This window comes from Corynebacterium sp. 2571A, assembly GCF_055700935.1.
Genome location: NZ_JASTTE010000005.1, coordinates 120,359 through 144,672, shown reverse-complemented (window position 1 = coordinate 144,672; position 24,314 = coordinate 120,359). Strand labels below are relative to the sequence as shown.

Here is a 24,314-nt window from a genome sequence, read left to right as displayed (position 1 = left end):
GCTTTTCCTGCGGTTTTGGCCATTTAGGTACAAATTTTTGTAATTTTTTTCGCCCTATGTAACAGGCAAATGTCTCGTCACGATAAACGGTCGCCCACTCTACGCTTTTTGATTGCTAATTCTTCTCAGTTTGGCACCCTAATGCGGGGGTAACCTTTAACAATCATTGCCTGCACAGAGCTGGTAATATATATTCCCGACGGACTAAAAGATAGCTGTGCAGAACCAAAGACTCCGCGCTCTGGGTGTGCGAGAGCACAAAAGGCCGCCTCCCGTATGGGAGGCGGCCTTAGGTTTGTGGGATGCTGGCTAGCTTAGAAGCCGCCCATGCCACCCATGGCATCGGCAGCAGCTGCGGCGTCGCCCGCACCGGCCGGCTGCGGCTTGTCAGCCACGACGGCCTCGGTCGTCAAGAACAGGGCCGCGATGGAGGCCGCGTTCTGCAGGGCGGAACGGGTGACCTTCACCGGGTCGTTGATGCCCTTCTCCATCAGGTTGACGTACTCGCCGGTGGAGGCGTCCAGGCCCTCACCAGCCGGCAGGGAAGCAACCTTGTCGGCCACCACGCCCGGCTCCAGGCCGGCGTTGTGGGCGATCTGCTTCAGCGGAGCGGACAGGGCCTCACGGACGATCTTGACGCCGGTGGCCTCGTCGCCGGTCAGATCGGACAGGCTGTCCAGGGCGGAAGCGGCCTGCAGCAGGGCCACGCCGCCGCCGGCGACGATACCCTCCTCGACGGCTGCCTTCGCGTTGCGGACAGCGTCCTCGATGCGGTGCTTGCGCTCCTTGAGCTCGACCTCGGTGGCGGCACCGACCTTCAGGACGGCCACGCCGCCGGACAGCTTGGCCAGGCGCTCCTGCAGCTTCTCGCGGTCGTAGTCGGAGTCGGAGTTCTCGATCTCGGCGCGGATCTGCTTGATGCGGCCGTCGATCTGCTCCTGGGCGCCGGCGCCCTGGACGATGGTGGTGTCGTCCTTGGTGACAACGACCTTGCGGGCCTGGCCCAGCAGCGGCAGGTCGGCGGTCTCCAGGGACAGGCCAACCTCCTCGGAGATGACCTGGCCACCGGTCAGGATAGCCATATCCTGCAGGGTGGCCTTGCGGCGATCGCCGAAGCCCGGAGCCTTGACGGCCACAGACTTGAAGGTGCCGCGGATCTTGTTGACCACCAGGGTGGACAGGGCTTCGCCCTCGACGTCCTCGGCGATGATCAGCAGCGGCTTGCCGGCCTGCATGACCTTCTCCAGCAGCGGCACCAAGTCCTTGATGTTGGAGATCTTGGAGGAGACCAGCAGGATGTACGGGTCCTCCAGGACGGCCTCCTGGCGCTCCATGTCGGTGGCGAAGTAGCCGGAGATGTAGCCCTTGTCGAAGCGCATGCCCTCGGTGACCTCGAGGTCGACGCCGAAGGTGTTGGACTCTTCCACGGTAATGACGGAGTCCTTGTTCACCTGGCCGTTGCCCACGGTGTACATGGCCTCGGCGATCTTCTCGCCAATAGCCGGATCTGCTGCGGAAATGCCAGCGGTGGTGGCGATCTGCTCCTGGGTCTCGACCTCCTTGGCCGAGGACAGCAGGGAGTCCACGACGGCCTTGGTGGCGGACTCGATGCCGCGCTTGATGCCCATCGGGTTGGAGCCAGCCGCGACGTTGCGCAGGCCCTCGCGAACCAAAGCCTGGGCCAGGACGGTAGCGGTGGTGGTGCCGTCACCGGCAACGTCGTCAGTCTTCTTCGCTACTTCCTTGACCAGCTCGGCGCCGATCTTTTCGTAAGCATCTTCCAGCTCAATCTCGCGTGCGATGGAAACGCCATCGTTGGTAATGGTCGGAGCGCCCCAGGACTTCTCCAACACAACGTTGCGGCCCTTCGGGCCCAGGGTGACCTTGACGGCGTCGGCCAGGGTATTCAGGCCGCTTTCCAGGCCGCGGCGGGCCTCTTCATCGAAGGCGATAATCTTTGCCATGGTGTTTGTGCTCCTCGTTTATTAGATAGGACGACACTCACGTCGGTGTTTGCATGGACGCCCGCGACGGCATGATTGGCGAGTGTTAGACCAACCTCAACCATGCAAACCAAGATTTCTAGCACTCGCCTTCTGCAAGTGCTAAGCACCATTCTGGCACTCGGGACCCCCGAGTGCAAGGACGCCGACTACCACGAGCTACCCGAGCTCAGGCTGCTGGAGTTTTGTCTGCTCGAGCCAGTATTCGGTTTCGCCTCCTCTTGGGCGCTGACGTAGTCCGGAAAGGCCCTCGGCTCCTCCAACGGTTGCTTTGCCGGGGCCATGTCCAGGCCGAGGTCCTTAGCGAAGACGACGCGAGTGGACTCGTAGACCTCCGAGGCATCCAGATTCAGTTCGAAAACCCGCGCGCCGCGCAAGGTGTGCATCGCCGGCGTGCCGTCCCGCAGACCATAGGGGCCAAACCCGGTACCCGGCGCATAACCCAGCTCCACGCCGAAATAGTTGCCTTTGTACGTGTTGATATGGTCGTGGCCGCAGTAGATGCCTTTCACGTCTCCCCGGTTAGCCACCGCGGCGTAGATACCGGAGTTGAACGCGCCCTTATAGACGTCCTCGTTCTTCTCGCCGACTATCTGGTGGCGCTGCTTGGCCTTCCCATGATCGGCCAAGGCGTCGTTGTCGGGGCCGCCGAACCACATATCGCGGTGCTCGTAGGTCGGGATGTGGAAAAACATTAATCCTGGGACCTTAGAACCCGCCTCAGCCTCGAGCTGGGCAGACTGTTCCTCGTACCAACGAATCTGCGCCGGGCGGAGGTAGTCATAGGCCGGCATACCCTCCAACGCCTGCCCGGCCACTTCCTCACCGAGGTACGCGCCCGAGTCCAACAGCCAGAGCGCAAACGCCGGAGTCTTTCCATACAGCACGGGAATCAGCGTGTTCGAAACCCCATAGCCCTCCCCCGTGGCCGGCGCGTTGTGGTTGTGGCGGTATTGCCGGACAAAGCGGGTCATCTCCGGCTTCCGCACGGTGACCGCCCCGACCTCCTCGGCTGGGTCCTCGTCGTGGTTGCCGAAGGTCACCGCCCAGGCGATGCCGCGCTCTTCCATCGGCAAGACCACGTTGTTGATGGCCTGGTAGACCTGCTCGTTGGTGGCCGGCCCGGCCGCGATGACGTCGCCGTTAATCAGAGCGAAGTCGGGTTTTTCGGCGTCCAAGACCTTGTCCATAAACTCGATGGTCCGGCGGTCTGTCAGGTGGTCGTCCTGCGTGTCGTTGAACTGGATGACCTTGCAGCGGCGTTCGGCGTTAAAGCGCAGCGCCTGATGCGCTGGGGCCGCGACGGCGGCCGGCGGGTGGGTGGTGGCAGCAGCCATTCCCAGCGCGCCGGTGGCGGCCAAGAGAGTACGGCGGTTAAAAGGGCTCACGGGCTTTTCTCCTCTACTATACGAATGCAAAAGCAGAGCCTACGCAGTCGAGATAGCCCGTGAGTTAATACTGCGTAAACTCTGTTTCTAGTCTTCTGAGCGCCTTAGGCTTCCTGCGATTTCTTCGCGGTGTAGCGGTAGACGAAGGCGAGCACGACCACAAAGAGGAGGGCGCCGACCCAGTTGGCGGCGGGGCCGCCGTCGAGGATCTCCAGCGGGCTGTCACCGCCGGAGGCGGCGATGATGGCGGCGTTGACCACGCCGAACAAGGACTCGCCGACGATGAGGCCGGTGGCGGCCAGGGTGCCCAGCCGCTTCTTGGCTTCCGCGCCGTCCTGCCGGGCGGCCCAGCGGTTGTAGAAATACCCCAGCAGGGCGCCTATCGGGATGGTCACCGAGAGCGTGGCCGGCAGGTACATGCCCATGCCGGCGGCCAGCGGCGACAGGGACTTGTTCGTCGTGGTGCGCTGCAGGGTCTCGTCAATGGCAATCAGGATGGCGCCGATGCCGGCGCCTAAGAAGATGAGGTTCCAGTCCAGGGAGCTGTCGAAGATGCCGGAGGCGACCGAGGACATCAGGGCGGCCTGCGGGGCGGCTAGTGCGTCCTCGCCGGCGCCCTCCATGCCCTGGAAGCCGAAGCCGGTCAGCATGACCTGCAGGATGGGCGGGATGACCAGGGAGCCGAAGACAACGCCGATAATCAGGGCGACCTGCTGTTTCCACGGGGTCGCGCCGACGAGCTGGCCGGTCTTAAGATCCTGCAGGTTGTCGTTGGAAATCGTGGCGATGCCGAAAACAATCGCGGCGGTGAAAAGGGTGTAGGCCACCAGGGAGAGCGGATCCGCGCTCGTGCCGCGGGTAACCGCGGCGATGATCAGGGACGCCGCCAGCACCGCGATGATGCCGATGGAAGAGATCGGCGAGTTAGACGCGCCGATCAGGCCGGCCATGTAGCCGCAGACCGAGGCGATGATGAGGCCGGCCAGCAGCGTAAAGAGCACGGAGACGGTAATCAGCACGCCCATGTGCTCGTGGATGTCGGTGCCCTGCACGAAGTCCCACAGCAGCAGGCCGATGGGCAGCATCAGCACCACGATGGTGGTGGCCACGTACGGGAAGGGGATGTCGCGCTCGGTGACGGCGACGGCCTGGCCGGCCTTCCGCAGGCGGGAGGAGGTGAGGCTTTCGCCGATGCCTTTGGCGATGGGCCCGATGATTTTCAGCAGGGTCCAGATGGCGGCAATCGCCATCGCACCCACGCCGATGAAGCGGATCTCGTCCGAGAAGACGGTGTCCACCACGTCCGGCAGGCTGGCCGCGGCGGTTATATCCCCGGTCTTCCAGGGCAGCAGGATGAAATAGGAGATGCCGACGCCGACCAGCATGGCAATACCCACGGGCAGGCCAACTAGGTGGCCGACGCCGATGAGCGCCGGCGAGAGGCTCATGCCCAGGGTGGTCGCGCCCGCGCCCAGCTTGAAATAGCTGCCCAGCGAGGAGGCCGCGGCCTTCATGGCCGCCAGCAGGCTCATCCCCGCGGAGACTAGGCCGCCGACCAGGATGACGCGCAGGCCGCGGGCGTTTTCGGCGTGGTTGCCATTGTCGTCGCCGACCTTGAGCACCTCAGCCGCGGCGACGCCCTCCGGATACGGAAGATCGGAGCCGGTGACCAGCGCGCGACGCAGCGGGATGGAGTACATCACGCCCAGGATGCCGCCGATGGCGCAGACCGCGGCGGTCTCCAGGAAGGAAAAACCAGTCCAGTAGCCGACCATGACCAGGCCGGGCAGCACGAAGATGATGGCAGACAGGGTGCCGGACGCCGAGGCGATGGTCTGGACGATGTTGTTTTCTTTAATATTGTGCCCGGCGAATTTGCGCAGGATAGCCATGGAAATCACGGCTGCCGGGATGGAGGTGGCAAACGTCAGCCCCACCTTCAGGCCGAGGTAAACGTTGGCGGCGGTAAAGACTAGGGTGATCAGCCCGCCGATGATGATGCCGCGGAGGGTAAGTTCCCGCAGGCTCGCCTGTGAACCGGCGGCGGTTTCCGTTGTCGCCATGCCAGGTCCTTTCTAGCTAGTATGGAGGTTTTTCGCCCGCGCCCGTGAGGATTACTGCCAGAACCTGACAGGGTGGGAGTCCTAGCAGGTGGTTTCCTGGTTGCGAGTTAACGAAATTCTAGTACTTGACAGGTTGATTCCCTAAACGAGCCTCCCAGTAGGCGGGACGGGTAGTTTAGAGGGCATGACCGAAAACATTTCCGCACAGCAAGCACTCGAATTCGTCACCGGCGACCGCGAGCAGATTTTTAAGCAGCTTTCCGAGCTGGTCGGCTTCAACTCCGTCCACGGCGATCCAGAGCTTCAAGACCAGACCGAAAAGGCCGCCGCCTGGGCCGCCAACGCCCTGCGCGAGTTGGGCGCCGAGGTGGAAGAAATCTCCGCGGTAGACGGCTCCACCGCCGTGGTGGGCACCCGCGCCGGCAAGGAGGGCGCGCCGACGGTGCTGCTCTACTCCCACTCCGACGTCGTGCCGGCCGGCGACCCCGCCGCCTGGGACTCCGATCCCTTCACCCTGACCGAGCGCGACGGCCGCTGGTACGGCCGCGGCGCCGCGGACTGCAAGGGCAACGTCGCCATGCACCTGGCGGCCCTGCGCGCCGTCGAGGCCCTGGGCGGGACCGACCTGAACCTGAAGTTCCTCATCGAGGGCTCCGAGGAGCAGGGCGGCGAGGGCCTGTCCCACCTCATCGAGACCCGTCCGGAGCTTTTTGCCGCCGACGCCATCATGATTGCCGACGCCGGCAACGTGAAGGTCGGCCAGCCGACGCTGACGACCTCCCTGCGCGGCGGCGGCCAGATCGTGGTCCGCGTGGACACGCTGTCTTCCCCGGTCCACTCCGGCCAGTTCGGCGGCGCCGCCCCGGACGCGGTCAAGGCCCTGATGCGCGCCATCGACTCGCTGAGCGACGACCGGGGCCGCCTGGTCATCGACGGCGTCGACACCTACGCCAAGTGGGAGGGCCGGGAGTACTCCCGCGAGGACTACCGTTCGGACGCGCAGCTGCTGGACGGCGTGGACATCCTGGGCGATGAGACCGACGCCGTGGCCGACTTCCTCTGGGCCCGCCCGGCCGTGAGCGTGACCGGCTTTACCTCCACCCCGGTCGCCGAGGCGGTCAACGCCGTGCCCGCCACCGCGCAGGCCAACCTGAACGTGCGCGTGCCGGCCGATATGGACCCGCGCGAGGTCATCGACGGCATCGTCAGCCACCTTAAGGCCCACACCCCGTGGGGCGCGCACGTAAGCTGCGAGGTCCCGGAGATCAACCGCGGGTTTACCACCGACCCGACCAAGCCGGCCCTAGCCACCCTGGGCGAGTGCCTGGGGGCCGCCTACGACGTGGAGGTCGCCCAGGTCGGCATGGGCGGTTCCATCCCGCTGACCGTGGAGCTGCAGGAGGCCCACCCGAACGCGGAGATCGCGCTGTACGGCGTCGAGGATCCGCAGGCGGCCATCCACTCCGCCAACGAGTCCGTGGACCCGACGGAAATCGAGCGCATCGCCACCGCCGAGGCGCTGTTCCTGCTGCGCTACGGCAAATAATCCCGGGTGGCGCCGCCAACTGACCCCATATAATACTGAGTGGAAAATTTTAGGTTTAAAAACCAGCACTTTAACGGTAAAGTGGGGAAACGTTGGCCGCGCCATTCATGACGCCGCCTCAACGCTGGACGCTCCCGCCTGGTGGTGTCGCTTGTGTTTCTCAGTGAAAATCAGATCGGTTCCGCCGCCATCCTTAAGCGCGGCGAATGAGTGCAGACTGCCGCTGGGGCAGCACCGTTGTGCGTCGACATGGACCCTTTCCTCGCGGCACCCTGTCCTATCCGCGACTTACACGTAGGGAGCACTCGTCTCACCGTGCTGATTTTGCTTTGCGCACTGCTAATCGCCTCGATCAGTGCGCCTATCCTGATCCACTATCTGGGCAGACCCGCGTTCGGTTTGCTCGCCCTCGTCCCCGGCGCCGGCTTCGTGTGGGTGCTCAGCCTCTTCGCTAACGGGACGTTCAACAACGGCGGATCCGTCGACGTCTCCGTCGAATGGATGCCCGCCGCGCACCTGGCCTTCGACCTGCGCCTGGATTCCCTGGCCGGGCTGTTCAGCCTGATCGTGCTGGGCGTGGGCGCGCTGGTCCTGGTCTACTGTTGGGGCTATTTCGACCAAACTCCCCGGCGCCTGTCCATGTTCGGCGCGCAGATGGTCGCCTTCGCCACCGCCATGTTCGGCCTGGTGGCCTCCGACTCCATGCTGCTGATGTACGTCTTCTGGGAGATCACCTCCCTGCTGTCTTTCCTGCTGGTCTCCTACTACGGCGAGCGCGCCTCCTCCCGCCGCGCCGCCCAACAGGCGCTCATGGTCACCGTGCTGGGCGGGCTGGCCATGCTGGTCGGCATCATCCTCTTCGGCCGCCAGACTGGCATCTGGCACTTCTCGGAGATCTCCGGGCTGGAGCAGATCGAGCTGACCCCGTACATCACCGCCGCCATCGTGCTGATGCTCTTCGGCGCGCTGACCAAGTCCGCCATCGCCCCGGCGCACTTCTGGCTGCCGGGCGCTATGGCCGCGCCGACGCCGGTCTCGGCCTACCTCCACTCCGCGGCCATGGTCAAGGCCGGCATCTACCTGGTCGCCCGCCTGGCCCCGGACCTGCAGGTGGTAAACACCTGGCACCTGGTCATCATCCCGCTGGGTGTTATCACCATGCTGCTGGGCGGCTGGATGGCGCTGAAGCAGAAAGACCTCAAGCTCATCCTGGCCTACGGCACGGTCTCCCAGCTGGGGTTTATCACCGCCGTGGTGGCCATCGGCTCCCGGGAGGCCATGCTGGCCGGGCTGGCGCTGACGTTTGCCCACTCGCTGTTTAAGGCCCCGCTGTTCATGGTGGTCGGCGCCATCGACCACACCGCCGGCACCCGCGACATCAACGAGCTGTCCGGCCTGGGCCGCCGCCACCCGGTGGTCTACGGCCTGGCGATCGTCTCCGCGCTGTCCATGGCCGGCATCCCGCCGCTGTTGGGGTTCGTGACCAAGGAAGCGGTCATCGAGTCCGTCATGCACGAGCAGCTTTTGGTCGGTATGCCGCGCAACATGCTTCTGGTCGGCGTGGTGCTGGGCTCCATCCTGACCATGGCCTACGCGCTGCGCTTCCTGTGGGGGGCTTTCGCCACCAAGCCGGCTAGCCACCCGACGGGTGGCGGCACCTCCGAGGCGGTGGAGAACATGCACGCCATCGGGCCCATGCTCTGGTTCCCGCCGGCCGCGCTGACCGCCTGCACGGTGGCCTTCGGCGTCTTCCCGCGCCCGCTGTCGGATCTCATCAACCAGCACCTGGACAACGTCTACGGCGCGGACCCGGAGGCGACCTACCTGGCGCTGTGGCACGGCTTCAACCTGCCGCTGGCCATCTCCGCGCTGATCATCGTCTGCGGTGTCGCCATGCACTGGCAGCGCGGCGTGGTGGCCAAGGCCCAGCTGGAGCACCCGGCCCTGGGCTCGGCCGACGTGGCTTACGATGCCACCATCGACGGCATCCGCAACCTGTCGCTGCGCACCACCGCCTTCACCCACCGCGGCTCCCTGCAGATGAACCTGACCATCATCTTCGCCTGCCTGATGCTGCTGCCGGCCGCCGCGATCGTCTCCGGCGGCCTCAACGACGTGCGCATGGTCGTGGCGGAAAGCCCCTGGCAGGCCATCGCCGCCATCATCATGATCGTCGCGGCCATCGCGGCGACCGTCACGCACAACCGCCTGTCGGCCGTGCTGATCGTCGGCGTGTCCGGCTACGGGCTCTCCGCCGTCTTCGCGCTGCAGGGCGCGCCGGACCTGGGCCTGACCCAGCTGCTGGTCGAGACCCTCATCGTGGTGCTGTTCATGCTGGTGCTGCGCAAGATGCCGGCCAACGTCGAGTGGCGCCAGGGACCCCAGCTCAACCGGCTGCGGGCCTGGCTGTCGGTGGGCGTGGGCCTGACCGTGACCATCGTGGGCATGTTCGCCATCAACTCCCGCACCGCGGATCCCATCTCGGAGCCCATGCCGGAGCTGGCCAAGGAGATCGGCCACGGCGCGAACGCCGTCAACGTCCTCCTGGTCGACATGCGCGCCTGGGACACCATGGGCGAAATCACCGTGCTGGTCATCGCCGCCATCGGCGTGGCCTCCCTGATTTTCCGCACGCAGTCCTTCGAGCGCGACTCCCGCCGCCCGACGCTGCGGGTGACCGGCCGCCGCTGGCTGGCCGCGGAGGTCGAGACCGAGCAGGCCCTGAACCGCTCGCTCATGATCGACGTGTCCACCCGCATCCTCTTCCCGCTGATGATGGCGCTGAGCTTCTACTTCTTCTTCGCCGGGCACAACGCCCCGGGCGGCGGCTTTGCCGGCGGCCTGGTCGCCGCGCTGGCGCTCACACTGCGCTACCTGGCCGGCGGCCGCGAGGAGCTGGAGGAGGCCCTCCCGGTCGATCCGAGCCGGCTCATGGCCACGGGCCTGTTCGCCTCCCTGGCCGCGGCCATCGTGCCGATGTTCTTCGGCCGCCCGCCGCTGGCCTCGGCCTACGGCTCCCTGGACATCCCGCTCATCGGCAGCGTGTCCTTCCCCTCGGCGCTGGTCTTCGACGTGGGCGTCTACCTGATCGTCATCGGGCTCATCCTGTTTATCCTCTTTTCCCTGGGCGGCAAGCTCGACGAGGAGGAAGAGGTCCGTAAGCAGCGCGCCCGCGACCGGGCCCGCTCGCTGGCCCGCCGCCAGCGCCAACGCGAAAACGCAAAAAACAAGAAGGCCGCGGCGGCCCGCGCCCAACCGGCCAAGGCGGCGGCGCACCACCAGTCCACCGCCAACGACATCACCAACCGATCCACCGGAAAGGAGAAATAAATGGAAGCGAACCTGTTCTTGCTGCTCGCCACAGGCGTGCTGATCTCCGCCGGCGTCTACCTCCTGCTCGACCGCGCCATGACCAAGATGATGCTGGGCCTGCTGCTCATCGGCAACGGCGCCAACCTGCTCATCCTGCAGGCCGGTGGTTCGGCCGGCTCCCCGCCGGTGATGGGCCGGGAATCCGCCCAGTACGGCGAGAAGATCGCCGACCCGCTGGCGCAGGCGATGATCCTGACCGCCATCGTGATCTCCATGGCCATGACGGCCTTCATCCTCACCCTGGCCTACCGCCAGTACCGCTACCGCACCGCCGACGTCATTGAGGACGACGCGGAGGATGCCGCCATCGCCAAGATCGCCGCCCGCCCGGGCAACGCGGCGGCCGCGCCGGACCACGACGCCTCCGACGACCCGACCACCGGCCGCGCCACCAAGCACGGCGACCAATTCGGCCCGAAGTTCTTCGAGGAGCCCGTGAAGGGGGCCAAGGATGAGTGAGACTTTCCAGCCCATCGTCGACTGGGCCCTGCCGAACATGGGCTACATCATTCCGCTGCCCATCCTGATCCCGGCCCTGGCCGCCGCGGCCGCGATGATGTTCGCCAAAAGGCCGGGCGTCCAGCGCCAGATCGCGTTCTTCTCCCTGCTGGTTACGGCCGCGGTGAACGCGGTGCTCATCATCGTCGCCGACGCGGAGGGCATCCAGACCGTCCAGATCGGCGGCTGGGACGCGCCCGTGGGCATCACGCTGGCCGCCGACCGGCTGGCCTCGGTGATGCTGTTTACCTCCTCCATCGTGCTCTTTAGCGTGATGTGGTACGCCATCTCCCAGGGCGTGCGCGATGGCTCCAAGGACGAGCCGGTGGCGGTCTTCCTGCCGACCTATATGTTGCTGACCATGGGCGTGAACGTCTCCTTCCTGGCCGGCGACCTGTTCAACCTCTACGTCGGCTTCGAGATCTTCCTGGTGGCCTCCTACGTGTTGCTGACCCTGGGCGCCTCGCCCGGCCGCGTGCGCGCCGGCGTGGGCTACGTGATGGTCTCCATGGCCTCGTCGATGATCTTCCTCTTCGGCATCGGCATGGTCTACGCCTCCGTGGGCACGGTCAACCTGGCCCAGATCGGCATGCGCATGGAGGACATCCCGGCCGGCACGCAGACCGCCATCTACGGCGTACTGCTCATCGCCTTTGCGATTAAGGCCGCCATCGTCCCGCTGGACGCCTGGCTGCCGGACTCCTACCCCACCGCCCCGTCGCTGGTGACCGCGGTCTTCGCGGGCCTTCTGACCAAGGTCGGCGTCTACGCCATTATCCGCATGCGCACCACGGTCTTTACCGACGGGCGCCTGGATACGCTGCTGATGTGGGTAGCCCTGGCCACCATGGTGCTGGGCATTCTGGGCGCTATCGCCCAAAGCGATATCAAGCGTTTGCTGTCCTTTACCCTGGTCAGCCACATCGGCTACATGATCTTCGGCGTGGCGCTCGGCACCGCCCAGGGCCTGTCCGGCGCGATCTTCTACGCCGTCCACCACATCCTGGTGCAGACCTCCCTGTTCCTGGTGGTCGGCCTCATTGAGCGCCAGGCCGGCACCTCTTCGCTGCGCCGGCTGGGCTCGCTCATCTACTCGGCCCCGCTGATCGCCATCCTGTACTTCATCCCGGCGGTCAACCTGGGCGGCATCCCGCCGTTCTCCGGCTTCATGGGCAAGATCCTGCTGCTGCAGGCCGGCGCGAACGAGGGCTCCTGGCTGTCCTGGGTGCTCATCGCCGGCGCAGTTACCACCTCCCTGCTGACCCTCTACGTGATGATGCTGGTCTGGTCCAAGGGCTTCCTGCGCGACCGCGCCGATGCCCCGGAGGGCAACGTGGCCATGGCCCGCCCGTCCCCGCTGGGCGATATCACCGACGAGGTCGCCTACTCCGACCGCGAGGACGTCGGCAAGCTGCCGCTGGGCATGGTCGGCTCCACCGCGCTGCTGGTGGCTGCCTCCACGGCGATCACCTTCCTGGCCGGCCCGATCTCCGGGATCACCTCGCGCGCCGCCGAGTCGGCGCAGGACACCTCGATCTACCAGTACGCGGTGCTGGGCGACAACGCGGACAACCCCACCCGGCACCTGGACCAGCGCGAGCGCTACCACGGCGGTCAGGATTCCCTGGAGTCGCGCACGCACCCGCTGCCCGAGCCGGAGCCGGGGATTGCCACCAGCCCGAACGACATCGACGAGTCGGAGGAGGAAGAGTAAATGACTCATCCCATCAAACCCACCTTTTCCCGCCGGCTCAGCTACCGCTTCCGCCCGGGCTTCTTGCTGGCTATCACCGTCATGTGGGTGCTGCTCATGGGCGAGGTCTCCGTTGCCAACATCGTCGCCGGAATCGGCGTCGGGCTCATCATCATGGTGATTTTCCCGCTGCCGGCGATGCCCATCAACAGCCTGTCGGTGTCCTGGGGCCGGCTCATCAGGTACGCCTTCACCTGGACCGGCGAGCTCTTCCAGGCCTCGCTGAAGGTCGGTTGGTTGGGCGTGCGCCCCCAGCCGAAGCCGCGCAGCGCCATCCTCAACGTCCCCATGCGCGTGGAGAGCGAATTCGTTCTATCCTTTGCGGTGATGCTCTACAACCTGCAGCCGGGTGGCACGATCACGGATATCGACATCGCCAACCGCATGCTGACCGCCCACGTGCTGGACGCGGACACGGACGACGACATCGCGCGCGAGATAGCCAACATCCGCAAGCTGGAGGCGCACATGATCGATATCTTTGAAAGGAAGGTGCGCTAGATGGACCCGACAATCTACAACATCGTCTTGGGCGGCGCCGCCGTGCTGTTCATGGCCGCATTCCTCATGACCACCTGGCGGATCATCGTCGGCCCGAACTCCATGGACCGGCTGATCGGCATGGACGGGTTCGTCGCCATGTTCCAGTGCGCCATGGCGGTCTATATCTGCTGGACGCTCAACACCACCGTGGTCAACTCCATGCTGGTCGTGGCCCTGCTGGGCTTCATTTCCACGGTCTCGGTCACGCGCTTTAGGAAGAGGGATAACCAGTGACTTATTCGCTCATCGCCGATATTGTCTCGCTCATCCTCATCGTCTGCGGCGCGCTGCTGGTCTTCGCCGCCGCCGTGGGCGTGGTGCGCTACAAGGACACCATGTCCCGCGTTCACTTCGTGACCAAGCCGCAGACCGTGGGGCTCATCCTGACCATGCTGGGCGCCCTCACTAGGGTGACCGGCTCCGAGACCTTCGGGGTCGCGGAGCGCGGAGACCTCGGCATGCTCTTCCTGCTGGTACTCTTTGCGATGATGACCAGTCCCGTCACCGCGCAGCGCATGTCCCGTATTGCCCGGCGTGAGGGTCTGTACGGAAAGGAAGAGGATATGACACGCAACGACCGACCGGCAGGCAAATCCATGCGCCGGAAGTAGCAGGCACGCCGCTGTGAAAAAAATCTACGGTCTGCCCACCGTCGGGCTGGTTTTCCTGGCCCTTACCTGGTGGGCCTGGCACCAGATCGCGCCGGTGCGGGAACAATCCGCCTTCGTCTGGCGGATGCCCCTGGACTTGGCGATCTACCTCAAGGGCGGCGCGAAGGTCGCCCAGGGCCAGCCGCTCTACGACGGCCCGCTGATTTTTGATCTCCCCTTCACCTATCCCCCGTTCGCCGGCGTGGTCTTCGCCGGCCTCGATCCCTTAAGCGACAACGCCACCATGAGCCTGTGGCACGGCGCGACCTTCCTGGCGCTTTTCGCCGTCGTCGCCATGGCCCTGCGGGAGCGCGGTCTGCGCCTGGGGGTGCTCGGGGTTGTCGTTTTCTTGGTATTCACCCTGACCACGGTCAACCTGGAGCCCATCCACGGCACGGCCTTCTACGGCCAGATCAACGTCTTCCTGATGTTTCTGGTCGCGCTCGATTTCCTGCCGCGGAAGTTCCGCCTGGCCGGCATCGGCACCGGCCTGGCCGCCGGGCTGAAGCTCACCCCGGCGTATATGGGCCTGATTTTTGTCATTCAGCGCCGCTGGTGGCACGCGGTCATCTGCGTGCTGACCTTCCTGACCACCGTGGTGGTGGGCCTGGCGGTGGTGGGCGACGGCATGCGCTTTTGGACGGAGTCGATGTTCGAGTCCTCGCGCGTCGGCGCGCACACCAACCCGGGCGCGCAGGCGCTGCGCTCGGTGCTGGAGCGCGCCTTCGGCGTGGCCGGCGGGCCGGTCTGGCTGGGCGTTGTCGTGGCCGTCTTCGTGCTGACCTGCGCGGCGGTAGCACTGGCCAGCCGCAGCGGGAACAACACGCTGGCGCTGGCCTTTACGGGCTTGAGCTCTTGCCTGGTCTCCCCGTTTAGCTGGTACCACCACTTCGTCTGGGTGGTGCCCCTGGCCATCGGCTTTTTCGCCTGGATCAACCAGACCCTGGGCCGCAGGTGGCGCGGCACCGTCCTCCGCGAGCAGTTAGTCGGGCTCATCTCCGTGGCCGGGCTCTGCCTCATCCTCGCGCCTTTCGTCGGCGAGCGCAGCTTCCCCTGGTTTGCCTACCGCACCTTAGACGGGCTGGAGGCCACCTGGCCGACGCTGATCTTCTCCTGCTCCCCCATCGTCTTCATGCTGGTCTACGTCATCTACCGGCTCATCCCGCGCGCCCAAGTCGACGAGGGCCCGGACACCCAGGACCTGCCAGTTATCACCGGCCGGCACCGCGCGGCCTAGCGCACGGGGCGCTTGTCCTCCATCTCCTGGCAGGCCAGGTCGACCGCGCCGACCCAGCTGCCGGTGGATTCGAAGATGGCGCGCTGGCGCTCGTAGCCGGCGCCGCCGTCGATGATCTCGCTGATGAGCTGCAGCTCTTCCGCGCAGCCCAGCTCGCGGCTTAGGTCCGCCAGTTCCTCCATCAGGTCGGCCAGCTCGTCCTTGACCCAGCGCTCGTCCGTCTCCCGCGAGGTGATGACCAGCGCGTCCATGCCGTAGCGCGCCCCGCGCCACTTGTTCTCAGCCACGTGCCACGGCTGCAGGGTGGGCAGCTCCTCCCCGGCCTCCAGCATGCGGTCGTAGTGGACCACCAGGCAGTGGGTGAGGGCGACGATGGCGGACAGCTCGCGCAGGTTGCTCGTGGCGTCGGAGACGCGCACCTCGATCGTGCCCCACTTGGAGGCCGGACGGATGTCGAAGTGCATGGAGCCGGTGTGGTTGATGACCCCGGAGATCGCCTGATCCCGCATGTAGTCCTGCCACTGGGACCAGGTGGAAAACTGGTACGGCATGCCGGCGGTGGGGAGCTGCTGGTAGAGCATGGTCCGGTTGGAGGCGTAACCGGTATCAATCCCCTCCCAGCCCGGGGAGGAGGCGGAGATAGCCAGCAGGTGCGGGTACTTGGTCATCAGCGCGTTGATGATCGGCCAGACCTTGTCCTCGTGGCTGATCCCGACGTGGACGTGGGTGCCCCACAGCAGCATCTGCTGGCCCCAGTACTGGGCGCGGTTGATGATTTCGCTGTAGGCCTGCTTTTCCGAGACCGGGTTTTCGCGGAAATCGGAAAACGGGTGCCCGCCCGAGGACCACAGCTTGACCCCCATCTCGTCTGCCACGGCGCGGACCTTGTCCAGGGTGCCGCCCAGGTCCGCCATGGCCTCCGGCACGCTGTGGGTAATCCCCGTGACCAGCTCGACGGTGTTTTGCAGAAATTCCTTTTCCAGGCGGACGTCCGGGTGCGCGGCGCGGACTCGATCGATGAGCTCGGCGCCGCGCGGGACGAAATCCCGCGTGTCTGGATCCACCAGCGCTACCTCCCACTCCACGCCCAGGGTGGGCTCGGCGGAGCGCGCGAATTTTTCTTCCGGGATCTTCACGCGTCAATCGTATCTATTCGGCGTTAGAATCCGTTAGCTGCCGCGCCTTTTAATTCTTTCTTTACGCGTATTTAGGCGTCGGTGAGCACCACGGTCAGCCCGCGGCCTTCCGTGGCCTTGTCCGGCAGGCTGTCGATGTTTTCGCGGGCGATGCCGCCCAGCCCCGAGGCGATCTTGCGGGCCTCGGCCTCCGCGGCCGCATCGCCCTTGGGGAAGAAGACGGTGGTCTCCGGCAGGACTTCCGCGGGGAAGTTGCCCACCTCGCCCAGCTCGTAGCCCTTGCCCTCCAGGTCGCGGGAGACGCGGTCGGCCAGGCCCTGGGTCATGGAGTTATTCAGCACGCTGACCTTCTTCGGCGCGGGCTGCTCGGCTGGGGCCGGGTTGGCCTGCTCCGGCTGGCCGCCAGCCGGGGCGGCTTCCTCGCGCTTGTCCTCTTCGGCCGGCGACGGCGACGGGGCGTCGCTGCTGCGCTCGGCGTCGGCAGTGGTCTCCTGGCTGGGCGCGGCCGCGGAGGTGGTCGGGCCCTCCGGGCCGCCGGCGGGGGCGGAAGAGGTGGCGGCGGCCGGGGTGGATTCTTCGTCCCCGCCGCCCTGGGTCAGGGCGTAGAGGGCCCACAGGCCCAGCACGACAGCGACGGCGATGAGCACCATCGCGAAACCGCGCAGGGGCAGGCTGGTCGAGGTGGCGTCGTTCTTCTCCTGATTCACATTAGTCACAGAACTTACTTTAAGCCCCAGGCGTTTCATTTTGTTGCGCGGCGCGCCGGACTTCTTCGCGCTGGCCGCGCACCCGCCGCAGGCGGCCCACCAGCACTGGCGCGTATTCCTGCGCCGCCGGCAGGTCCAGCAGCGCGTTGAGGCGTTGGTGGTAGCGCACCGGCGTCAGGTCCAGCTGGGCGCGGATGGCCTCTTCCTTGCGGCCGACGGCGCGCGGGGCGTGCGCCTCGAAGTCCAGAATGGCCACGTCCTGCTCGGATAGGCCGGACCGGTCGGGTAGGTCAGATTGCGCGGACATGCTTAAACTGTAGAACATGAGTATTCGCCCCATCGTGATCCACGGCGACCCCGTGCTGCATCACCCCACCGAAAAAGTCACGGAAGACCTCTCCAGCCCAGAGTTCCAGCAGCTCATTAGCGATATGCACGAGACCATGGACGCCGCCCACGGCGTCGGGCTGGCCGCCAACCAGATCGGCATCAACAAGCGCCTATTCGTCTACCACTGCCCGGACACCGACGGGCCCGACGGCACGGAGAAGGAAGACGGCGGGATGCGCCGCGGCTGCGTCATCAACCCGGTGCTGGAGACCTCCGAGATCCCCGTGACCATGCCGGCGGACGACGGCTCCGATGACGAAGGCTGCCTGTCCGTGCCGGGCGAGTCCTTCCCCACCGGCCGCGCCGACTGGGCGCGGGTGACCGGCCAGGACGAAAACGGCAACGACATTACCGTCGAAGGCTACGGCTTCTTCGCCCGCTGCCTGCAGCACGAGGTCGGCCACTTGGACGGCTACGTCTACACCGACACCCTCATCGGGCGCTACAAGCGCGCGGCCAAGAAGGCCATCAAGCGCGAGGGCTGGAACGTCGCCGGGCTGACCTGGACTCCGGGCGTGGACGAGGATCCCTTCGGCCACACGGACGACGAGGACTAGCCCGTGGGCTTCGCGTTTCGCTCCGACGCGGTGGAGGTAGGCGACCGGGTCGTGGCCCGGCGCGAATACTCCGGCGGGGTCAAAAGCGACGTCATCGGGCACGTGCAAAGCCTCGACCCACTGGTCATCCGCCCGCAGCAGGTGGGCGGCTACCCCTCTGACAAGGAGGCGGTGGAAATCGCGCCAGACGAGCTGAAGATCATCAAAAAGCTCTCCCCGCGCACCATCCGCAACTCGGATATCCGCCACGTCGAGGAGGCCATCGCAAGCGCCTACCCGGAGGCCCACCAGCGGTGGTCGGCGGACGGGCAGTGGCTGATGCGCGCCTCCGGCTCGGTGCCGCTGGGCCCCTCGGCCGGTTTCACTCCCATGCCGACCGCCGAGATCCTCGACCACGCGGGCCCGCGCCTGCTGCTGCCGGAGCGCATCGGCAAAAACGGCCTGCCGCACTCCCACCCGGTCGGCCCGGAGCAGGTCTGCTACGTCGGCGGGCTGCCCGACGACGGCAGCGCCGAGGACCCCGACACCGCGCCCGCCGCCCTGGGCACTGCCGGCGACGACACGGTGTGGGTGGTCGTGCCCACCGCCCCGGCCAGCGCGGCCGAGCTGCGCGACACGCTGCGCTGGGGCCGGGCCCAGGGCGCGACCCGCGCGGTGGTGGTCCTGGAGGTCCCGGATGCCGCCGCCCGCGCTATCGCCGCCGAGTGCGGCCTGGATGAGCACCATCGGCGGCGGTTCGCTACCCTGTAAATCATGCGCATAGCCACCTGGAACATCAACTCCGTCCGCACGCGGGCCGAGCGCGCGCTGGCCCTGCTGGACGCCCACGACATCGACGTGTTGTGCCTGCAAGAGACCAAGGTGGCTGATGACAAATTCCCGACGCAGGTGTTCGAGGACGCCGGCTACCACGTGGCCCGGCACGGCCTGAACCAGTGGAACGGCGTGGCCATTATTAGCAAGCAGGCCCCGGAGGAGACCTACGAGGGCTTCCCCGGACAGCCCGGCTTCGCCAAAGACCCGGACAAGGAGCAGGCCCCGGAGGCCCGCGCGCTGGGGGTGGTCATCCGCGGCGTGGAGATCTGGAGCCTGTATTTCCCCAACGGCCGCGAGATCACCGATCGCCACTACGACTACAAGCTGCAGTTCTACTACGCGCTGGCGCGCTACGTGGAGCAGCGCTCCCACCGCAAGCTGCTGCTGACCGGGGACTTCAACGTCGCCCCGCGCGACGAGGACGTCTGGGACCTATCCGTTTTCCGCGGCAAGACCCACGTGACCGAGCCGGAGCGCGCCGCCTTCCAGATGCTGCTGGAGGCCGGCACGCAGGAGGTCACCCGCCAGTTCACGCGGGAGGCGCGCTGGACCTACTTCGACTACAAGGGCATGCGCTTCCAGAAGGGCGAGGGCATGCGCATCGACTTCCAACTGGCCTCACAGCCGCTGGCCGAGCGGGTGCGCTCCGCCGCGGTCGACATGGCCGAGCGCGCGGAGAAGGGCACCTCCGACCACGTGCTGCTGATGGCGGACTACGACCTTCCGGACTTCGACGCGGTGCGCTAATGAGCCTCAGCATTGATCTCACCTTCTGGCAGGCCTTCTTCATGGTGCTGGACTACGCCATCAAGGCCGTCGCCATCGGCATTGTCCCAGAGGGCCGCCGCCCGTCCAGCTCGAATGCCTGGCTGCTGGCCATCCTCTTGCTGCCCTTCGTGGGCCTGCCGCTGTTTTTGCTGATGGGCTCGCCGTATATCAACCGGCGCCGCCACCGCATCCAGCAAGAGGCGAACGAGATGATAGACGACATCACCGCCGCCACCCCGGATCACCCGGAGGACCGCCTGCCCGCGGAGGTTGAATCCCTCATCCACCTCAACCGTGAGCTGACCGGTTTCCCCTGCCTGGTCGGCCACAACCAGGGCCTACACGCGGACTACGACGAGTGCATCCGGGCCATTGCCCGGGCCATCGATGCCGCCGAGGAATACGTCTACGTCGAAATCTACATCCAGTCCTGGGACGAGGCCACCGACGTCTTCTACCAGTCCCTGGCCCGCGCCCGGCAGCGCGGGGTGGAGGTCAAGCTACTACTCGACCAGATCGGCAGCATCAAGTACCCGGGCTATTTCAGCTTCGGCAAGAAGCTCAGCGCCATCGACGTCGACTGGCGCCTCATGCTGCCCATCCAGCTGCACAAGTTCCGCTTCCGCCGGCCCGATCTGCGCAACCACCGCAAGATCGTGGTCATCGACGGCCACACCGGCTTCCTGGGCTCGCTGAACATGATTAAGCGCCAGTACAAGTCCGCCGACCGCGCCTGGATCGACTACATGGTCGAGCTCACCGGTCCAGTGGTCACAGCCCTAGCCGCCGTCTTCGCCGTGGACTGGTACCTGGAATCCGACGAGACCCTGGGGCTCAAAGAGCTGCCCTACGACGACGCCTGGGACGCCGACGCCAACTTCCTGCAGCTCATCCCCTCCGGGCCGGGCTATACCACGGAGCCGAACCTGCGCATGTTCAACTCCGTGGTGCACCACGCCAAGGAGCGTCTGGTGATGGTTTCGCCCTATTTCGTCCCGGACGAGTCCCTCATGGAGGCCGTCACCACCGCTTGCTACCGCGGCGTGCGGGTGGAGCTCTACGTCTCCGCCAAGGCCGACCAGTTCATGGTCAACCACGCCCAGTCCTCCTACTACCAGACCCTGCTAGAAGCCGGCGTCCACATCTACCAGTTCCCCGAGCCCTACGTCCTGCACTCCAAGTTCACCCTCGCGGACCCGGACGAGCGGGCCAATACCTCCACCTACCCGCTGGCCATGTTCGGCTCCTCCAACATGGACATGCGGTCGTTCGGGCTGAACTACGAGTCCACCATGCTGGTAGCCCGCGGCGACCTCATCGACCAGCTCAACCAGCTAGCCGCCAACTACCGCGGCGTCTCCCACGAGCTGACACTGGAGGAGTGGAACACCCGCGGCTTCTTCCGCCGCTACGTGGACAACGTCATGCGGCTGACCTCGGCGCTGCAGTAGCCGCCCGTGCGTGACGCGTCAACATTGCTAGAGTGGGGAGCAGAAAGTTCAATCCCCGTTCGCTTTTTCTAAGGAGCATCATGTCCAAGTCTTCCAAGCCGACCCTCGGCCACCGTCTCGCCTCCGTCGCGCTGCGCGCTATCCCGGGCGCATTCATCCTCAACTCCGGCATCGGCAAGCTGGGCCTGCGCGGGGAAAACGCGGCTGGCCTGCGGGACTTCGCCGCCACCGGCGTCCCGGCTCTGGGCGATATGGATCCGGATACCTTCGGCAAGTTCATCTCCTACTCGGAGATCGGCATCGGCGGCGCCCTGCTGGCCCCGTTCGTCCCGAACCGCCTGGCGGGCCTGGCCCTGACCGGCTTCTCCTCCGGCCTGCTGACCCTGTACTTCAACAACGACAACATGACCCAGGACGACGGCATCAGCCCGTCCGAGGACGGCACCCCCATCGCCAAGGACAGCTGGATCCTGGCCATCGGCCTGGCCCTTATCGCCCTGGGCAAGGGCAAGAAATAAAGCTACTCGCCCACCTGCCAGCGCGTGGCGGCCAAGGCGGCGGCCGCCGCCACGCCCGCGCAGGCGCACATGCCCAGTGACATCGTCAGCAGTCGATCACTGCCCAGCCCCATCAGCGGGCTAACCAGCCCGCCCAGCAGCGACTGGACCCCGCCCATCACGGCCGAGACCGAACCGGCCTTATCCCGGCGCAGGCCCGTGGCCAGGGCCGCGGCCTTGCTGGCCAAAAGGTCCGGCACCACCGCCCGGGAGAGCACCACGCAGGCCCCGCCGCCTAGGCCCTGCAGGAAGCGGGCCGCGACCAGCACTCCGATGTTGGGCGCCAGCGCCGCCAGCACCGACGCGGCCACCGCCCCACCGCGCCGAGCAGGAGCAGGGTCTTGCGCCCGAGGACATCGGAAAGCGGGCCGATAAACAATTGGCCCGCCGCCAGTCCGACGAAGAACGCGGTCAGCGTGAGCTGGACCCACGCATCCGCCACCCCGAACTCCGCCGCGATGGCGGGCATAACCGGCAGGTACATATCCGTGGCGAAGGCGGCCGTGGCCGACAGCAGCGCCAGGGACAGGAGAAGTGAATAGGGCACGGTTTCCTAGACTAAACCGTGCGGGACTTAGGCGTCGCGCTTTTGCAGGAAGAAAACGCCCAGCAGCCACAGGCCGCCGGCCCACAGCAGGAAGATAACCAGGTTCATCCAGTTGCCGTCCCACACCGCCTTTTCCGGCACGGTCTCAAAGATCCAGTTCTGCAAGGCCGTAAACGGCATGAACGGGGCGATATGTTCACCGATCTTCGGCAGCTGGCCAATCAGCTGGTCGATGCCCAGGTTCAGGATCAAGCAGATGGCCACGGTGCCGGCGGTCTGCCGCAGCAGCAGGCCCATGCCCTGGGAAAACAGCACCATCGCCGCCATGACCAGCGGGTAGACCCACAGGAAGCGCCGGGCGCTCTCACTGTTCCACGGGTCATAATCCGGGGCGACGTCGCCGGCAATGGCCTGGGTGAGCAGGTAGACGCCCACCACGGCGAGGAAGACCAGGAGGGCGGAAATGACCGCGTACATGACCAGCTTGACCACCGCCACCATCGGGCGGTTCGGGTTGGCCATATAGACGTTGGCCTGGATGTTGTAGCGGTATTCGGTGGTGATGATCATGATGGACTGGATCATCAGCACCGGCAGGCCCAGCATCCAGACCGCGGTGGCGGAGGACTCCGGGGTCAGGAACATGGCGGCCTCCGGTGTCTGCCGGGTAATAGACGCGTTCAGGGCGCTCCAGCCCCAGGTCAGCAGGAAGAACACGGCGCTGGTGAGCCAGAACGACCGCGTGGTAATCAGCTTGGTCCACTCTGCGCGCAAAGTATTAACGAGCATCATCAGCCCCCTCAATCTGGCCGTGGTACTGGACTGCGTGTCCGGTCATTTCCATGAAAGCGTCCTCCAGCGAGGCGCGGTGCAGCGTCAGCTCGTTCAGCGGCACGCCGACCGAGTACGCCAGCTGCCCGATAAGGTCCGTGGCCTGCTCCGGGATAATCAGCGTGGGCCGGCCCTCCTGGTCCCGGCTGTGCTGGTAGGTGATGTTCTCCTCGTCCAGCGCGTTGCTAAACGCATCCAGGTACTCCGAGCGGACGATGACCTGCGAGGCGGCGTGCTCCTTGATGAAGTCGTAGGTGGACTGGTTAGCCACCAACTGGCCGCGGCCGATGACCACCAGGTGGTCGGCGGTCATGGACATCTCCGACAAAAGGTGCGAGGACACCAGGATGGTGCGGCCTTCCCGGGCGAGCGCCTGGAGCAGGTCGCGCACCCAGCGGATGCCCTCCGGGTCCAGGCCGTTGACCGGCTCGTCCAGGATCAACACGCCCGGGTTGCCCAACAGGGCGCTGGCCAGGCCCAGGCGCTGCCCCATGCCCAGCGAGAAGCCGCCGGCCTTCTTGCCGGCCACGTCCGACAGGCCCACCAGGCCCAGTACCTCGTCCACGCGGCGGGTGGGGATGCCGTTGGACTGCGCCATCCACTTCAGGTGATTGGCCGCCGAGCGGTTCGGGTGCACGGCCTTCGCGTCCAGCAGCGCGCCGACCTCCCGCAGCGGGTTCTTCATCTCCCGGTAGCTCTTGCCGCCGATGCGGGCCGTGCCCGCCGTCGGCTTATCCAAGCCCAAGATCATGCGCATGGTGGTGGATTTGCCCGCACCGTTGGGTCCCAAGAAGCCGGTCACCATTCCGGGGTTGACCGTAAAACTTAAGTTATCGACGGCGCGGACCGACTTATACTGTTTAGTCAGCCCGTTCACTTCAATCATGCCCACTAGCGTGCCACAATTCGGGCGGTTTTACCTGCCCAAGGCACGCGCCGCGCGGCACAAATCCGCGTAAGCGGAGCGAAAGGCGGACAGCAGCGGCAGCTGCTCAACCTCACCGAGCGGCACCCAGCGCAGCTCCAGCGATTCCTCGTTGGGCACGGTGTCCAGCAGATTTCCGTTCTTGGTCCGGGCCAGGACCGAGGTATAGGTCCAGCCGCCGGGCAGATCCGGGCGCGCAGGGTTGGCCGGGTAGGGGCCGGCGGTAACAATCTCATCAATAATTTCTATGTCCCCCGGGTCGATGGTGCATTCCTCGACCGCCTCGCGCACCGCCGCCTGGCTGGCGGTTTCGTGCAAGTCCCGCGCGCCGCCGGGAATCCCCCAGGTGCCGCCCTGGTGGGTCCACTGCGCGCGGTGCTGGAGCAGGACCCGTGGGCCCTCGGCCAGCAGGAAGAGGCCGGCCGCGCCGTAGAGTCCCCAGGCCGGTGTGCCGCCTGGGCCAGCTGCCCAGCCGTCGCCGCTTTCGGGTTTTCCTGCCACATTCATCACCCTCCATGCTATAACTTTTGGCAAAACCCCGCGGACAGGTGGCGTAGCACACAGCGGAAAAGCTAT

At 66.0% G+C, this 24,314-nt stretch carries 24 protein-coding genes; 13 read left to right on the top strand and 11 right to left on the bottom strand.

Annotated features, from left to right (window positions below):
• Positions 1-314 precede the first annotated feature (314 nt).
• The 3 genes from groL to QQS53_RS10745 all read right to left on the bottom strand — a co-directional run bounded on the left by groL (position 315) and on the right by QQS53_RS10745 (position 5,454).
• On the bottom strand, positions 315-1,964 hold the full coding sequence (gene groL / locus QQS53_RS10755) for a chaperonin GroEL (RefSeq protein WP_472775830.1): 1,650 nt from the start codon (positions 1,962-1,964) through the stop codon (positions 315-317).
• Positions 1,965-2,152: 188 nt separating this feature from the next.
• Positions 2,153-3,391, bottom strand: coding sequence for a metallophosphoesterase family protein (locus QQS53_RS10750; protein ID WP_472775829.1), 1,239 nt, complete (start codon positions 3,389-3,391; stop codon positions 2,153-2,155).
• 104 nt (positions 3,392-3,495) lie between these two features.
• Positions 3,496-5,454 carry an OPT family oligopeptide transporter gene (locus QQS53_RS10745; RefSeq protein ID WP_472775828.1) on the bottom strand — a complete coding sequence of 653 codons (1,959 nt, stop codon included), beginning with the start codon at positions 5,452-5,454 and terminating at the stop codon, positions 3,496-3,498.
• A 184-nt stretch (positions 5,455-5,638) separates the two neighbouring features.
• On the opposite strand from QQS53_RS10745, the gene QQS53_RS10740 reads away from it, so the two are divergent.
• The 8 genes from QQS53_RS10740 to QQS53_RS10705 all read left to right on the top strand — a co-directional run bounded on the left by QQS53_RS10740 (position 5,639) and on the right by QQS53_RS10705 (position 15,053).
• Entirely contained in the window at positions 5,639-7,000 is a 1,362-nt protein-coding gene (locus QQS53_RS10740) for a M20/M25/M40 family metallo-hydrolase (RefSeq protein ID WP_472775827.1), read from the top strand.
• Positions 7,001-7,315: 315 nt separating this feature from the next.
• Complete coding sequence (locus QQS53_RS10735) at positions 7,316-10,330, top strand: Na+/H+ antiporter subunit A (RefSeq protein WP_472775826.1); 3,015 nt, start codon at positions 7,316-7,318, stop codon at positions 10,328-10,330.
• Entirely contained in the window at positions 10,331-10,831 is a 501-nt protein-coding gene (locus QQS53_RS10730) for a Na(+)/H(+) antiporter subunit C (RefSeq protein WP_290223359.1), read from the top strand.
• Positions 10,824-12,584 (top strand): Na+/H+ antiporter subunit D, encoded by a 1,761-nt coding sequence (locus QQS53_RS10725; RefSeq protein WP_472775825.1) that lies wholly within the window; start codon positions 10,824-10,826, stop codon positions 12,582-12,584. The genes QQS53_RS10730 and QQS53_RS10725 overlap by 8 nt, the downstream gene beginning before the upstream one ends.
• Positions 12,585-13,124 carry a Na+/H+ antiporter subunit E gene (locus QQS53_RS10720; protein WP_472775824.1) on the top strand — a complete coding sequence of 180 codons (540 nt, stop codon included), beginning with the start codon at positions 12,585-12,587 and terminating at the stop codon, positions 13,122-13,124.
• The gene (locus QQS53_RS10715) at positions 13,125-13,400 is read left to right on the top strand and encodes a monovalent cation/H+ antiporter complex subunit F (protein WP_472775823.1); all 276 of its coding nucleotides are present in this window, start codon (positions 13,125-13,127) and stop codon (positions 13,398-13,400) included. It begins immediately after the preceding gene.
• A complete protein-coding gene (locus tag QQS53_RS10710; protein WP_472775822.1) occupies positions 13,397-13,777 on the top strand; it encodes a monovalent cation/H(+) antiporter subunit G in 381 nt (126 codons plus the stop codon). Before QQS53_RS10715 ends, QQS53_RS10710 begins: the two co-directional genes overlap by 4 nt.
• Positions 13,778-13,790: 13 nt before the next feature.
• On the top strand, positions 13,791-15,053 hold the full coding sequence (locus QQS53_RS10705; protein WP_472775821.1) for a glycosyltransferase 87 family protein: 1,263 nt from the start codon (positions 13,791-13,793) through the stop codon (positions 15,051-15,053).
• On the opposite strand, the gene QQS53_RS10700 is transcribed toward QQS53_RS10705, so the two are convergent.
• The 3 genes from QQS53_RS10700 to QQS53_RS10690 form a co-directional block, all read right to left on the bottom strand.
• The gene (locus QQS53_RS10700; protein WP_472775820.1) at positions 15,050-16,189 is read right to left on the bottom strand and encodes a glutamate--cysteine ligase; all 1,140 of its coding nucleotides are present in this window, start codon (positions 16,187-16,189) and stop codon (positions 15,050-15,052) included. The genes QQS53_RS10705 and QQS53_RS10700 overlap by 4 nt on opposite strands.
• 71 nt (positions 16,190-16,260) lie before the next feature.
• Positions 16,261-16,905, bottom strand: coding sequence for a LytR C-terminal domain-containing protein (locus tag QQS53_RS10695; protein ID WP_472775819.1), 645 nt, complete (start codon positions 16,903-16,905; stop codon positions 16,261-16,263).
• Between the two features lie 10 nt (positions 16,906-16,915).
• On the bottom strand, positions 16,916-17,221 hold the full coding sequence (locus QQS53_RS10690; RefSeq protein ID WP_472775818.1) for a DUF3263 domain-containing protein: 306 nt from the start codon (positions 17,219-17,221) through the stop codon (positions 16,916-16,918).
• Between QQS53_RS10690 and QQS53_RS10685 the strand changes: the two genes are divergently transcribed.
• The 5 genes from QQS53_RS10685 to QQS53_RS10665 all read left to right on the top strand — a co-directional run bounded on the left by QQS53_RS10685 (position 17,220) and on the right by QQS53_RS10665 (position 21,396).
• Positions 17,220-17,843 (top strand): peptide deformylase, encoded by a 624-nt coding sequence (locus tag QQS53_RS10685; RefSeq protein WP_472775817.1) that lies wholly within the window; start codon positions 17,220-17,222, stop codon positions 17,841-17,843. The two genes, QQS53_RS10690 and QQS53_RS10685, sit on opposite strands and share 2 nt — an antisense overlap.
• A gap of 3 nt (positions 17,844-17,846) precedes the next feature.
• The gene (locus QQS53_RS10680) at positions 17,847-18,593 is read left to right on the top strand and encodes a GNAT family N-acetyltransferase, cg3035/Rv0428c family (RefSeq protein ID WP_472775816.1); all 747 of its coding nucleotides are present in this window, start codon (positions 17,847-17,849) and stop codon (positions 18,591-18,593) included.
• A gap of 3 nt (positions 18,594-18,596) precedes the next feature.
• The gene (locus QQS53_RS10675; RefSeq protein WP_472775815.1) at positions 18,597-19,406 is read left to right on the top strand and encodes an exodeoxyribonuclease III; all 810 of its coding nucleotides are present in this window, start codon (positions 18,597-18,599) and stop codon (positions 19,404-19,406) included.
• A complete protein-coding gene (locus tag QQS53_RS10670) occupies positions 19,406-20,878 on the top strand; it encodes a phospholipase D-like domain-containing protein (RefSeq protein WP_472775814.1) in 1,473 nt (490 codons plus the stop codon). The genes QQS53_RS10675 and QQS53_RS10670 overlap by 1 nt, the downstream gene beginning before the upstream one ends.
• Positions 20,879-20,958: 80 nt before the next feature.
• Positions 20,959-21,396 (top strand): hypothetical protein, encoded by a 438-nt coding sequence (locus QQS53_RS10665; protein WP_472775813.1) that lies wholly within the window; start codon positions 20,959-20,961, stop codon positions 21,394-21,396.
• A gap of 2 nt (positions 21,397-21,398) precedes the next feature.
• On the opposite strand, the gene QQS53_RS10660 is transcribed toward QQS53_RS10665, so the two are convergent.
• The 5 genes from QQS53_RS10660 to QQS53_RS10640 are packed head-to-tail and all read right to left on the bottom strand — an operon-like array spanning position 21,399 to position 24,245.
• Positions 21,399-21,746, bottom strand: coding sequence for a hypothetical protein (locus QQS53_RS10660; protein ID WP_472775812.1), 348 nt, complete (start codon positions 21,744-21,746; stop codon positions 21,399-21,401).
• Positions 21,671-21,982 (bottom strand): MFS transporter, encoded by a 312-nt coding sequence (locus QQS53_RS10655; protein ID WP_472775811.1) that lies wholly within the window; start codon positions 21,980-21,982, stop codon positions 21,671-21,673. Before QQS53_RS10655 ends, QQS53_RS10660 begins: the two co-directional genes overlap by 76 nt.
• Positions 21,983-22,009: 27 nt before the next feature.
• The gene (locus QQS53_RS10650; RefSeq protein WP_472775810.1) at positions 22,010-22,771 is read right to left on the bottom strand and encodes an ABC transporter permease; all 762 of its coding nucleotides are present in this window, start codon (positions 22,769-22,771) and stop codon (positions 22,010-22,012) included.
• The gene (locus tag QQS53_RS10645; RefSeq protein ID WP_472775809.1) at positions 22,761-23,699 is read right to left on the bottom strand and encodes an ABC transporter ATP-binding protein; all 939 of its coding nucleotides are present in this window, start codon (positions 23,697-23,699) and stop codon (positions 22,761-22,763) included. Before QQS53_RS10645 ends, QQS53_RS10650 begins: the two co-directional genes overlap by 11 nt.
• 30 nt (positions 23,700-23,729) lie before the next feature.
• Entirely contained in the window at positions 23,730-24,245 is a 516-nt protein-coding gene (locus QQS53_RS10640) for an NUDIX domain-containing protein (RefSeq protein ID WP_472775808.1), read from the bottom strand.
• Between the last annotated feature and the right edge of the window lie 69 nt (positions 24,246-24,314).